This is a genomic window from Sphingomonas sp. Ell38C01, from assembly GCF_055231975.1.
This window is the reverse complement of record NZ_JBUYVA010000001.1, coordinates 3,094,393-3,107,225: the sequence shown is the minus strand read 5'-3', so window position 1 is coordinate 3,107,225 and position 12,833 is coordinate 3,094,393. Positions and strand designations below refer to the sequence as shown.

Below are 12,833 nucleotides of genomic sequence, written 5' to 3'. Positions count from 1 at the left end.
GCGATGGCACACGCAACGACCGTGACCGCGGACGCACCGCGCCTCTACCATCTGGAGGAGGAGCATGAGCATGAAGAGGGCGCGTCGACCGCGCTCGGCTTCTGGCTCTACCTGATGAGCGACTGCCTGATCTTCGCGATGCTGTTCGCGGCCTGGGGCGTCTATGGATCGAGCTATGCCGGCGGGCCCGATCCGAAGGAGCTGTTCGAGCTGCCGCTGGTCGCGGTCAACACCGCGATGCTGCTGTTCTCGTCGCTGACCTATGGGATGGCGATGATCGCGGCGCATGAGGGGCGGCAGCGCGCGGTGCTTGGCTGGCTGGCGGCGACCGGCGTGTTCGGGCTGTGCTTCCTGGGCATCGAGATGTACGAGTTCGCCACCCTGATCCACGAGAGCGCGGGGCCGCAGCGCAGCGCGTTCCTGTCGTCATTCTTCACGCTGGTGGGGACGCACGGGCTCCACGTCTCGGTCGGCATCGTCTGGCTCGTCACGCTGATGGTGCAGGTGAGCCGCAAGGGCCTGATCGCGGCGAACACGCGGCGGCTGATGTGCCTGTCGATGTTCTGGCACTTCCTCGACGTCGTGTGGATCGGCGTCTTCACCTTCGTCTACCTGCTCGGAGTCCTGCGATGAGCGCGCCACATCACGACAACGGCCATGTCCACACGCATGGCCATGACGACACCGCGCCCGCGCATGGCAGCCGCCGGGAGTACATGATCGGCTTCGTGCTGTCGGTGATCCTGACCGCGGTGCCGTTCGCACTGGTGATGACCGGGGTGATCGCGGACGCGCGCGTCACCGCGGGGCTGGTGATGGTCGCCGCGCTGATCCAGATCGTCGTCCACATGGTGTACTTCCTCCACATGAACACCAAGTCCGAGAATGGCTGGACGCTGATGGCGCTGGTCTTCACCGCGGTGCTGGTGGTGATCGCGCTCGCAGGCTCGCTGTGGGTGATGTACCACATGAACATCAACATGATGCCGCAGATGGACGGGATGGCGAGCGGCAGCGAGATGGGCGGGATGTGACCCGCTCCCGGCCCGCGCGCGTCCTGCTCGCGACGACAATCGTCGCGCTGGTCGCCGGGCTGGCCGCGCTCGGGATGTGGCAGCTCCAGCGGCGCGCGTGGAAGCTGTCGCTGGTCGCGCAGGTGGAGGCTCGGCTGGCTGCGGCGCCGGTCGCGGCGCCGGGGCCGGCGCGATGGCCGCGGATCGGGCGCGAGGATGCGTATACCCGGGTACGGCTGACGGGACGTTGGGGCGCGGCGCGGCCGGTGTTCGCGCAGGCGACGACGGCGATTGGCGCTGGATACTGGGTGGTCGCGCCGTTCGAGAGCGACCGCGGGTTCACGGTGCTGGTCGATCGGGGGTTCGTGCCCGCGGAGGCCGGGGAGGTGCTCGTCGCGCCGGCGGGGGGCGGGCGCGTCACCGGGCTGTTGCGGGTGAGCGAACCGGGCGGGGGTTTCCTGCGATCGAACGATCCGGTGGCCGATCGTTGGTATTCGCGCGATGTCGCCGCGATCGCGCGGGCGCGCGGGCTGCGGAATGTAGCGCCGTATTTCGTCGATGCGGATGCGGTGCCGGGTGTGCGCTGGCCGCGGGGCGGGATGACGGTGGTGCGGTTTCCCAACAGCCATTTGTCCTATGCGCTGACGTGGTTCGCGATGGCGGCGTTGCTGGCGGGGGCTTCGGTGGCGGTGTGGCGGCGGGGACGGAGCGACGGATGATCGATTTTCCGTTATCCCGGCGAAAGCTGTGATCCAGTTCCGCGTGAGACACTGACCGTGGTGTGCGTAGCAAGGTGGATCCCGGCCTTCGCCGGGATGACGATGAGAAGCAGGCGCAGCTTTCGCTGGGCCGAAATGCGTGTGTCGCCTAGGATGGTTGCATGCCGACCGGCCCCTTGATCGCGGGATCGCCCGACCAGGCGGGCAACCGCAATCTGTTGCTGTTGGCGCAGCTGCGGTGGCTCGCCGTCGCGGGACAGCTGGGGACGATCCTGCTCGTCCATTACGGGCTTGGTATCGCATTGCCGCTGGTGCCGATGATCGCGGTGGCGGGGGGGCTGGTGGCGCTCAACCTCGCGACGCCGGCGCTGATGCGGCGCGAGACGATCGGGAACCCGACGCTGTTCCTGGGGCTGCTCGTCGATTTCGCGGGGTTGACGCTGCAGCTCTACTTCAGCGGCGGCGCGGACAATCCGTTCGTGTCGCTGTACCTGTTGCAGGTGGTGCTCGGCGCGGTGCTGCTGGAGGCGTGGTCGAGCTGGGCGCTGGTCGCGCTGTCGGGCGCGGCGTTCGGGCTGCTGACGATCGTGTACCGGCCGCTGGCGCTGCCGCCCGCCTATCGCAGCGTGCTGGCGCCGAGCTACATGTTCGGGACGTGGCTGGCGTTCCTGCTGGTCGCGGTGCTGCTGGTGCTGTTCGTGACGCGGATCGCAGCGAACCTGCGCGCGCGCGACGAGCATCTCCACGCAATGCGCGAGCGCGCGGCGGAGGAGGAGCAGATCGTGCGGATGGGGCTGCTGGCGTCGGGCGCGGCGCACGAGCTGGGAACGCCGCTGGCATCGCTGGCGGTGATCGCGGCGGACCTGACGAACGATCGCGCATTCGCGGGCGACGAGCGGCTGAGCGCCGAACTGGCGGACATGCGCGCCGAGATCGCGCGGTGCAAGGAGATCGTCTCCGGCATCCTGTTCGCGGCGGGCGAGGTGACGGGGCAGGCGCCCGAACGGACGACGGTGCGCGCGTTCCTGTCCGGGCTGACCGAGGGATGGACGCATTCGCGCGCGAGCCTGTTGGTGTTCGACGACCGGCTGGACCACGACATCGCGATCGTCGCGGACCGCGCGCTGGCGCAGACGATCACCAGCCTGCTCGACAATGCCGCAGAGGCCGAGGCGTCGCGCGTGGTGCTGTCGGCGCGGATCGACGGCGACATGCTGGTGATCGCGGTGCGCGACAACGGCACCGGGTTCGCGCCCGCGATGCTGGCGGCGGTGGGGACGCCGTATCGCAGCAGCAAGGACCGGCGCGGGGCGGGGCTTGGATTGTTCCTCGCGGTCAACACGCTGCGGACGCTCGGCGGACGGGTGGAGGCATGCAACCGCGAGGGTGGCCCGGATTCGAGCGGCGGGGCGGAGGTGGCGCTGATGCTGCCGTTGGCGACACTGGCGCTGGAGGACGGGAGATGACCGGCACGGGGACCGGCCGCCGCCTGCTGATCGTCGAGGACGACGCGACCTTTTCGCGCACGCTGTCGCGGTCGTTCGAGCGGCGCGGGTACGAGGTGCGCGCGATCGCGAACGCGGAGGCGCTGGGCGCGGCGCTGGCGACGTTCGCGCCGCAATGCGCGGTGGTCGACCTGCGGCTGGGCGGCGCATCGGGGTTGGCGTGCGTCGAGGCGCTCCACGCGCGCGATGCGGAGATGCGGATCATCGTGCTGACCGGGTTCGCGAGCATCGCGACCGCGGTGGAGGCGGTGAAGCTGGGCGCGACCAATTACCTGACCAAGCCGTCGACGACCGACGACATCGAGGCGGCGTTCGGGCAGGTGGCGGGCAATGCGGAGGCCGCGATCTCGACCCGGCCGACCTCGATCAAGACGACCGAGTGGGAGCAGATCCATCAGGCGTTGGCGGAGACGGACTTCAACGTGTCCGAAGCGGCGCGGCGGCTGGGGATGCACCGGCGGACGCTGGCGCGGCGGCTGGCGAAGCAGCATGTGAAATAGGGGGGCAGCCGTGGGTATGCCACCTATGGTCCGTTCGCCCTGAACTTGTCGGAGGGCGTCCCTCGCGCGCGTCTTTGGCGAGCACCCTTGTCGAGGGCATGCCGCCCTTCGACAGGCTCAGGGCGAACGGGGGAAGCGCGTTTCTCGACTTCGCTCGAAACGAACGGGGGATGGTCGTCGCCTCCGAGAGCGACGACCGTATCGCTTACGCTTCCTTGGGTGCCGCCTTGCGGCCGCGCTTCGGGGCGGGGGCCTCTCCGGTGGGGGCGGCATCGGCTTCGACCGCGGCGGGACGCTTCATGCCGGGCTTGCGGCCGAGGCCGATCTTCTTCGCCATGTCGCGGCGGCTTTCCGAATAGGAGGGTGCGACCATCGGATAGTCGGCCTTGAGGCCATAGCGCTCGCGATACTGGTCCGGCGTCATGCCGTGGCCCGCGAGATGGCGGCGCAGCGTGCGATAGGGCTTGCCGTCGATCATGCTGATGATGTGATCGCGCGAGGCGATCGATTTGCGGACCGACACAGCGGCGGTGTATTCGGCCGGTGCCTCCACCGTGCTGTCGTCCGCCGCGGGCGACGAGAGCGACTGTACCGCATCGTTCATCGACTTGAGGAACGCCGGAACATCTTCCGCGCTCGCGCGGGTATTGGGGTTGGAGAGCCAGGCGATGGTCAATTCGGTCGCGAGTTCGATGCTGTTGGCGGCTTCGTCGGACATGGACGTTCCTTTGTGCTTTGAAATTGGTTCGGTTCCCGGATACGTGGTCAATGTCCGAACCGGATCGATGTTGCAAGACAGGTTTCGATTTTGTGGAAACAAACGTCTGAATTGTTTCGATCGTCGTGGTGCGGACTATGATCTGTATCGTGGAAGTCATCGGTTGCGCGACACTTCGTGCGGTCACCATGAGTATTCACGACGTATCTGACGCACGCGCTGTGGTTCGGTGGCGCGGACATGGCTGGACGGGCCGGCGTGGCGTTCGTACGACATGGTGCAAACGAGAACAGCGAAGAGGGTGGTCGTCGATGAAATCTGGTTCCTGGATCCGCGCGGGTACGGGTGTGATCGGCGCGCTGGCGCTGGTCGCCTGTTCGGGGGACGAGGCCCGGCCCCAGTCCGCGTCCGGAAACGTCTCGAAGGATGAGGGCGAGCGTGCCGCCAGGGGCAGCGGGCCGGGGCTGAACAGGGGCTATGCGCACGATCCCTTCCCGTCGACCTATCGCGCCTATCCGGGCGCGCCGACCGTCGTGCGGAACGTGACGATCTACGACGGCGAAGGCGGGCGGATCGAGCGCGGCGCGGTGCTGTTCGCTGACGGCAAGGTGGTGGCGCTGGGCGCGGACGTGGCGGTGCCGCAGGGCGCGACCGTCATCGACGGCACGGGCAAGTGGGTGACGCCCGGGATCATCGACATTCACAGCCATCTGGGCGACTATCCGACGCCGTCGGTGCAGGCCCATTCGGACGGCAACGAGGCGACCGACCCCGTCACCGCGGACGTGTGGGCGGAGCATAGCGTCTGGCCGCAGGACCCGGGGTTCGGGCGCGCGCTGACCAATGGCGGCGTCACCACATTGCAGATCCTGCCGGGCTCCGCGAACCTGTTCGGCGGGCGATCGGTGGTGCTGAAAAACGTCTATGCGCGCACGATGCAGGGGATGAAGTTCCCGCAGGCGCCCTATGGCCTGAAGATGGCGTGCGGCGAGAATCCCAAGCGCGTGTATGGCGGCAAGGGGCGCAAGCCGTCGACGCGGATGGGCAATGTCGCGGTCGATCGCGCGACCTGGGCGCGCGCGGCGGCGTACAAGCGCAAATGGGACAAGTACGAGGCGGACGGCGGGACCGCGCCCGATCGCGACATCGCGATGGACACGCTGCGCGGCGTGCTGGCGGGCGAGATCCGGGTGCAGAACCACTGCTACCGCGCCGACGAGATGGCCATCGTCATGGATATGGCGAAGGAGTTCGGATACAAGGTGACGGCGTTCCACCACGCGGTCGAGGCGTACAAGATCGCCGACCTGCTGAAGGCCAACGACACCTGCGCGGCGGTGTGGGCCGACTGGTACGGGTTCAAGATGGAAAGCTATGACGGGATCGGCGAGAATCTCGCGCTGCTCCAGAAGGCGGGCGCGTGCGCGATGATCCATTCGGACGACGAGAACGGGATCCAGCGGCTGAACCAGGAGGTCGCCAAGGCGCTGGCCTCTGGGCGGCGCGCGGGGATCGACGTGTCCGACGCGGCGGCGTGGGAATGGCTGAGCTACAATCCGGCCAAGGCGCTGGGGATCGCGGACCGGACGGGGAGCCTCAAGCCCGGCAAGATGGCGGACGTGGTGCTGTGGAACGGCGATCCGTTCAGCGTCTATACCCGGCCCGACAAGGTGTGGGTGGACGGCGCGCTGCTCTACGATGCGCAGAACCCGAAACTGAGACCGGTGAGCGATTTCGAACTCGGCCAGCCCGGACAGGAGACGTCCAAGTGAAGCGCGTCCTTCTTCTCGCCGCGACGATGCTCGCGACGCCGGCTGCGGCCCAAAGTGACAGGGGCCAGACGATCGCGATCACGGGCGGCACCGTCGCGATCGGCGACGGATCGCAGCCGATCGCGAACGGCACCGTCGTGATCCGCGACGGGCGCGTGGTGGCGGCGGGGGCCGGTGTCGCGGTGCCCGCGGGCGCGACCGTGGTCGATGCGACGGGAAAGTGGGTGGCGGCGGGGATCGTCGCGGGGTTCACGCATCTGGGGCTGTCGGACGCGGACGGCGTGTCCGAGAGCAACGATGTGTCCGCGCGCACCGCGCCGTTCAACGCGGCGATCGATGTCGCGGGGTCGATCAACCCGGATTCGGTGATGATCGGCGACGAGCGGGTGGCTGGCGTGACGCGCGCGATCGTGTCGCCGAGCGCGGCGGGATCGATCTTCGCGGGCGAGGGCGCGGTGATCGATCTGGGGGTCGACGCGCAGCCGGTGACGAAGGCGAAGGCGTTCCAGTATGTCGAACTGGGCGAGGATGGCGGGCGACTGGCAGGCGGCAGCCGGCCCGCGGCCTATGCGATGCTGCGCGACGCGCTGGCGCAGGCGCAGGACTATCGCCGCAACCCGGCGGCGTTCGACGGGCGCGGGCGCGACGCGCTGCTGAAGCGCGGCGATGCGGCGGCGCTGTTGCGCGTGCTCGACGGGACGGTGCCGCTGCTGGTGCATGTCGAGCGCGCGAGCGACATCCGCAGCGTGCTGGGGTTGAAGCGCGACTATCCGGCGGTGAAGCTGGTGTTGCTGGGCGTCGCCGAGGGCTGGATGGTGGCGGGCGAGATCGCGGCGGCGCGCGTGCCGGTGATCGCGGCGGCGCTGGCGGACCTGCCCGCGTCGTTCGAGATGGTGGCGGCGACCGAGTCCAATGTCGGGCGGATGCGCGCGGCGGGCGTCTCGGTCGGGTTGTCGACGATCAACGCGAACGACGCGCCGGGCGAGCATATCCTGAAGCAATATGCGGGCAATCTGGTCGGCATCGCGAAGGTGCCGGGGAAGACCGGGCTCGACTGGGGCGCGGCGTTCGCGACGATCACCTCGGGGCCGGCGGCGGCGCTGGGGGTGGACGGCGAGATCGGTTCGCTGCGCGCCGGGCGGCGCGCGGACGTGGTGGTATGGAGCGGCGATCCGCTCGAGCTGTCGTCGCTGCCGGTGGCGGTGTGGATCGACGGCAGGCCGCAGCCGATGGCGTCGCGGCAGACGAAGCTGCGCGACCGGTATCTGGTGCCGGGCGAGGGGGCGTTGCCCAAGGCGTACGAGCGGTAGTTCGGCACCCGTGCGCGCGGAGCAATCCTCCCTCCGTTCGTCCCGAGTAGTCATCGAGTAGCCCGTAGGGCGTATCGAGAGGGCATATCGAAGGACGGGTTCCGCGCGTGGGGCGGTGCTTCGATACGAGCCCTCGATACGCCGCTGCGCGGCTACTCGGTCTCTACTCAGTACGAACGGGTTGGGGGGGGGCTGGTGCGGCGCTTGGTTCTACGGACAGTTCGCGCGCAGTTCCTCCACCCATGGCGTCGCGACCGAGTCGCTCGGCGCGCGCCAGTCGCCGCGGGGGCTGAGCGCGCCGCCCGCCGACACCTTCGGGCCGTTGGGGAGGGCGGAGCGCTTGAACTGGCTGGTCTGGAAGAAGCGGACCAGGAACTTCTCGAGCCAGGCCTTGATCGTCGGCAGGTCGTAGGCGACACGGGCGCTTTCCGGCAGGTCCTTGGGCCAGCGGCCCGCGTCCGCGTCGCACCACGCGTGCCACGCGAGGAACGCGATCTTCGAGGGCGCGGCGCCGTGCCGGATGACGTAGTGCACGAAGAAATCGTTGAGCGCGTAGGGGCCGATCCGCGCCTCGGTGCTCTGGATCGCGCCGCCCGCGTCGGCGGGGACGAGCTCGGGCGAGATTTCGGTGGCGAGGACGCGTTCGAGGACCGCGTCGGTCGCGCCGTCATACTGGTCGGTCGCGATGCACCAGCGGATGAGGTGCTGGATCAGCGTCTTGGGGACCCCCGCGTTGACGGCATAGTGGCTCATCTGGTCGCCGACGCCATAGGTGCACCAGCCGAGCGCGAGTTCGGAGAGGTCGCCCGTGCCGACGACGAGCCCGCCGCGCTGGTTGGCGAGGCGGAAGAGATAGTCGGTGCGCAGGCCGGCCTGAACGTTCTCGAAGGTGACGTCGTACGCCGGTTCGCCGTTCGCGAAGGGATGCGCCATGTCGGCGAGCATCTGGCGCGCGGCGGGGCGGATGTCGATCTCCGCCGCGGTGACGCCGAGCGCGCGCATCAGGTCCCATGCGCTGGCCTTGGTCGCGTCGCTGGTCGCGAAACCGGGCATGGTGAAGGCGAGGATGTCGGTGCGCGGCTTGCCGAGCCGGTCGAGCGCCTTGGCCGCGACGATCAGCGCGTGGGTGGAGTCGAGCCCGCCCGATACGCCGATGACCAGCGTCTTCGCCTGCGCCGCGACCATGCGCTGCGCGATGCCCTGCACCTGGATCTCGAACGCCTCGTAGCAATCGGCGTCGAGCGTCGCGGGGGTGTTGGGGACGAAGGGAAAGCGGCGGATCGCGCGCTGGAGGCCGATGTCCGCATAGTCCGGTTCATGCGCGAATGCGATGCGGCGGACATGGGTTTCGGGGTGGCCGGCGAGGGCGGCGGCGTCGTTGAAGGTGCCGTTGCGGGTGCGCTCCTGGATCAGGCGGCCGCAGTCGATATCCGCGACGAGCAGACCGGGCGCGTCCGCGAAGCGCTCGGATTCGGCGATCAGTTCGCCGAGTTCGTGGATCATGCCCTGGCCGTCCCACGCCAGATCGGTCGTGCTCTCGCCCGGGCCGCTCGCGGAGAAGACATAGGCGCAGATCGCGCGGGCGGATTGCGACGCGCAGTAGAGCGCGCGCTCGCGCGCCTTGCCGATGACGATGTTGGACGCGGACAGGTTGCAGCACACCAGCGCGCCCGCGAGCGCACCCGTGGTGGAGGGCGGCGTGGGGGCCCAGAAGTCCTCGCAGATCTCTGCGTGGAAGACGAAGTGCGGCAAGTCCGACGCGGCGAAGATCAGGTCGTTGCCGAAGGGGGCGATCTGCCCGGCGACGTCGATCGTCAAGCCGGTGAGGCCGGCACCGCTCGCGAACCAGCGTTTCTCGTAATATTCGCGGTAGTTGGGGAGGAAGGTCTTGGGCACGACGCCGAGCACCACGCCGCGCGCGATCGCGAGCGCGCAATTGTAGAGGCGGCCGTTCCGTTCGAGCGCGGCGCCGACGAGAAGGACTGGCCGGAGCGTCGCGCTGGCCGCGACGATCGCGGCGAGCCCCTCGTGCGTCGTGCGCTGGAGCGCGGATTGCAGGTGGAGATCATCGATCGCGTAGCCGGTGACGTTCAGTTCGGGATAGACGATCAGGTCGCACCCGCGCGCATCGCCGTCCTGGGCGAGCGCGATCGCGGCGGCGGCGTTCGCGCGCGGATCGCCGACATGCGCGCGTGGTGTCGCGGCGGCGACGCGCAGCAGCTGGTGGGCGTGGATCGAGGCGAAGGTCGTGGCTGGGGACGCGGCTGGCATGTGCCGAGACCTACTCCGCTTTTTGGATCGATGCCACACGAGCGCTCTTGGCGGCGGCGGCGCGAGGCAATAGACCGGCGCGCGCATGATAGCGCGTCCCGATCCCGCCTCCTCGCGTCTCGCAGCGCATTTCGCGGGCGGTGGCGAGATGGGCGCGCGCATCCTGGCGAAGGACTGGTCGGGCACGCCGCTGGGGCCGATCGAGACATGGCCCGCCGCGCTGGTCGATGCCGCCAGCCTGTTGCTGCCCGCGGCGGCGGAGATCGTGCTGTTCTGGGGCGCGGACTATGTCGCGCTCTACAACGACGCCTATGCGCCCACGATCGGCGACAAGCATCCGGGCGCGCTGGGCTGCCCGGCCCGCGAATGCTGGGCGGAGCTGTGGGACGATCTGGAGCCGCTGCTGGCGCATGTCCGCACGACCGGCGAGACGTATTCGGCGAAGGATCGCCCGTTTCATATCGAACGTCACGGATACCGCGAGGAGGTGTATTTCGACATCTCCTATTCCGCGGTGCGGCTGGAGGACGGCAGCGTCGGCGGGGTGCTGTGCATCGTGTCCGAGACGACCGAGCGGGTGCGCGCGGCGCGCGCGATCGCGGAGGACCGCGCGCGGCTGGGCGAGATGTTCGACCAGGGGCCAAGCTTCATGGCGATGCTGCGCTCGCCCGGGCATGTGTTCGAACTCGCCAACGCCTCGTACATGCGGCTCGTGGGGCGGACGGACTCGCTGATCGGCGTGCCGCTGGCGGAGGCGATTCCCGAGGTGGTCGAGCAGGGCTTCGTCGCGATCCTCGATCGCGTGGTCGAGAGCGGTCAGCCGCACCGCGACACCGACGTGCGCGTCGAACTCCAGAGCCGGCCGGGCGGCGCGATCGAGCCGCGCTACGTCGATTTCGTGTTCCAGCCGATCCGGGATGCCGGCGGGCAGGTGACCGGAGTGTTCGTCGAGGGGTTCGACGTGACCGAACGGCATACCGCGGAGCGCGCGCTCGACGAATCGCGCGAATCGGTGGCGCTGGCGACCGAGGCGGCGGAGATCGGGACCTGGGATCTCGACGTGCGCGCGGGACGGCTGTTCTGGTCCGACGGCACCTATCGTCTGTTCGGGCTGACGCCGGGTACGCCGGTCGATTTCGGCGTATTCCGTGCGGCGTTGCACCCCGACGACCGTAGCCGGGTCGATGCGGCGTTCGCGCGGACGATCGATCCGGCGCAGCGTGCCGCCTACGACCACGAGTATCGCGTGGTGGGCCTGGAGGATGGCCTCGTCCGGTGGATCGGGGCGAGGGGGCGTGCCGAATTCGACGGCGACACCTGTACCCGCGCGATCGGGACGGTGATCGACATCACCGAGCGCAAGCGGCTCGACGCGGAACTGGCAGAGAGCGAGGCGCGGTTCCGGCAACTGGCGGATACCGTGCCCGCGCTGATCTGGATGACCGACGATGCGGGGCGCGTGATCTTCGCCAATCGCGGGTTCGAGGACCTGCTGGGATACGACGTGGAGACGGTGCGCGAACGTGGGTTCGGTGCCATGGTGCCGGCGCGCGACCGCCCCCGCATCGACGCGCTGCGCCGCACGCATTTCGAGCAGCGCGTGCCGTGGGGCGGGGACATGCGTGTCATCGCGAACGACGGCGCGATCCGCTGGATCCACGCCGAAGGGCGGCCCCGGTTGCTGGCGGGCGCGTTCGCGGGGTTCGTCGGCTGCGCGGTCGACGTGACCGACGCGCATCTGGCGGCCGAGGCGCTGGAGCGGCGGATCGACGAGCGGACGCGCGAGCTGGCGGCGGCGAACCGCGCGCTGACCGAGCAGATCGCGGAGCGCGAGCAGGTCGAGGCGACGCTGTCGCAGATGCAGAGGCTGGAGGCGGTGGGGCAGTTGACGTCGGGCGTCGCACATGACTTCAACAACCTGCTGACGGTGGTGCTCGGCAATGTCGGGATGGTCGCCCGCGCGGCGCAGCAGGCGGGGCTGGACGACCGGACGATGCGGCGGCTCGACCATGTCCGCACTGCCGCCGAGCGCGGCGCGACGCTGACCGCGCAGCTGCTGGCCTTTTCGCGGCGGCAGCGGCTGGAGGCGCGGCCGATCGACCTGAACGCGACGGTGGCGGGGATGCGCGACCTGCTCCAGAGCTCGCTGGGCGGGACGGTGGCGGTCGAGACCGATCTGGCGGACGGGCTGTGGCCAGGACTGGTCGATCCGACGCAGATCGAGCTCATCATCCTGAACCTCGCCATCAACGCGCGCGACGCGATGGAGGGCGGCGGCACGCTGACCGTCGCGACCGCCAACGCGACGATGGGGGAACCCGGGCGCGCGCAGGACCCGCCGGCGGGGGATCACGTCGTCGTCGCGGTGCGCGATACCGGCAGCGGGATGCTGGACGCCGTGCTGGCGCGCGCGTTCGAGCCATTCTTCACGACCAAGCCGGTGGGCAAGGGATCGGGACTGGGGCTCGCGCAGGTCTATGGATTCGCCAAGCAGTCTGGCGGCGGCGTGACGATCGAGACGGCGCAGGGGCAGGGCACGACGGTCCGCGTCTACCTGCCGCGCGCGGGCGACGTGGTGGCGGCCGCGGCGGCGGAGGACATGACCTCGGGCGATATCGCGGGGCGGACGATCCTGGTGCTCGACGACGAGGATGCGGTGCGCGCGGTGACCGCGGACCATCTGCGCGAGCGCGGGTGCCGCGTGATCGAGGCGGCTGACGGCGCCGCGGCGCTGGAAGCGCTGGCGGCGGAGAGCGGCGTCGACGTGGTCGTCGCCGATTTCGCGATGCCGGGGATGAACGGGGTGGAGTTCGCCGAGGCGGCGCGACGGCGCTGGCCGGCGCTCCCGGTGCTGTTCGTGACGGGGTTTGCCGAACTCTCCGTGATCGCCGACGTGCCCGAGGGGGCGGTGCTGCAGAAGCCGTACCGGGAGGAGGATCTGGCGCGGCGGATCCGGGGGATGCTGGGGTGAATGGTACGCGCTAACCTGACCCGTCACCCCGGATCAAGTCCGGGGTGACGACGT

Annotated in this window: 10 protein-coding genes; 8 read left to right on the top strand and 2 right to left on the bottom strand. The window is 69.5% G+C overall.

Going from position 1 to position 12,833, the window contains the following annotated elements; translation table 11 throughout:
* Positions 1-3 precede the first annotated feature (3 nt).
* From cyoC to ACV7NO_RS14700, 5 genes are all read left to right on the top strand, one after another.
* A complete protein-coding gene (gene cyoC, locus ACV7NO_RS14720; protein ID WP_463406713.1) occupies positions 4-633 on the top strand; it encodes a cytochrome o ubiquinol oxidase subunit III in 630 nt (209 codons plus the stop codon).
* On the top strand, positions 630-1,034 hold the full coding sequence (gene cyoD, locus ACV7NO_RS14715) for a cytochrome o ubiquinol oxidase subunit IV (protein WP_463406712.1): 405 nt from the start codon (positions 630-632) through the stop codon (positions 1,032-1,034). Before cyoC ends, cyoD begins: the two co-directional genes overlap by 4 nt.
* A complete protein-coding gene (locus tag ACV7NO_RS14710; protein WP_463406711.1) occupies positions 1,031-1,732 on the top strand; it encodes an SURF1 family protein in 702 nt (233 codons plus the stop codon). The genes cyoD and ACV7NO_RS14710 overlap by 4 nt, the downstream gene beginning before the upstream one ends.
* Positions 1,733-1,893: 161 nt before the next feature.
* Positions 1,894-3,198 (top strand): ATP-binding protein, encoded by a 1,305-nt coding sequence (locus ACV7NO_RS14705; RefSeq protein WP_463406710.1) that lies wholly within the window; start codon positions 1,894-1,896, stop codon positions 3,196-3,198.
* Positions 3,195-3,737 carry a response regulator transcription factor gene (locus tag ACV7NO_RS14700; RefSeq protein WP_463406709.1) on the top strand — a complete coding sequence of 181 codons (543 nt, stop codon included), beginning with the start codon at positions 3,195-3,197 and terminating at the stop codon, positions 3,735-3,737. The genes ACV7NO_RS14705 and ACV7NO_RS14700 overlap by 4 nt, the downstream gene beginning before the upstream one ends.
* Before the next feature lie 205 nt (positions 3,738-3,942).
* Here the strand turns inward: ACV7NO_RS14700 and ACV7NO_RS14695 are convergent, their stop codons facing one another.
* Positions 3,943-4,455: a Ros/MucR family transcriptional regulator gene (locus tag ACV7NO_RS14695; RefSeq protein ID WP_463406708.1), complete on the bottom strand. Its 513-nt coding sequence runs from the start codon at positions 4,453-4,455 to the stop codon at positions 3,943-3,945.
* 311 nt (positions 4,456-4,766) lie between these two features.
* Here ACV7NO_RS14695 and ACV7NO_RS14690 point away from each other — a divergent pair, with 311 nt between their 5' ends.
* Both ACV7NO_RS14690 and ACV7NO_RS14685 read left to right on the top strand, forming a co-directional pair.
* Positions 4,767-6,227: an amidohydrolase gene (locus tag ACV7NO_RS14690; RefSeq protein ID WP_463406707.1), complete on the top strand. Its 1,461-nt coding sequence runs from the start codon at positions 4,767-4,769 to the stop codon at positions 6,225-6,227.
* Positions 6,224-7,537 (top strand): amidohydrolase family protein, encoded by a 1,314-nt coding sequence (locus ACV7NO_RS14685; protein ID WP_463406706.1) that lies wholly within the window; start codon positions 6,224-6,226, stop codon positions 7,535-7,537. The genes ACV7NO_RS14690 and ACV7NO_RS14685 overlap by 4 nt, the downstream gene beginning before the upstream one ends.
* 210 nt (positions 7,538-7,747) lie before the next feature.
* On the opposite strand, the gene ACV7NO_RS14680 is transcribed toward ACV7NO_RS14685, so the two are convergent.
* Positions 7,748-9,808 (bottom strand): NAD(+) synthase, encoded by a 2,061-nt coding sequence (locus ACV7NO_RS14680; RefSeq protein ID WP_463406705.1) that lies wholly within the window; start codon positions 9,806-9,808, stop codon positions 7,748-7,750.
* A gap of 85 nt (positions 9,809-9,893) precedes the next feature.
* Here ACV7NO_RS14680 and ACV7NO_RS14675 point away from each other — a divergent pair, with 85 nt between their 5' ends.
* Positions 9,894-12,779, top strand: coding sequence for a PAS domain S-box protein (locus ACV7NO_RS14675; protein WP_463406704.1), 2,886 nt, complete (start codon positions 9,894-9,896; stop codon positions 12,777-12,779).
* Positions 12,780-12,833: the final 54 nt, after the last annotated feature.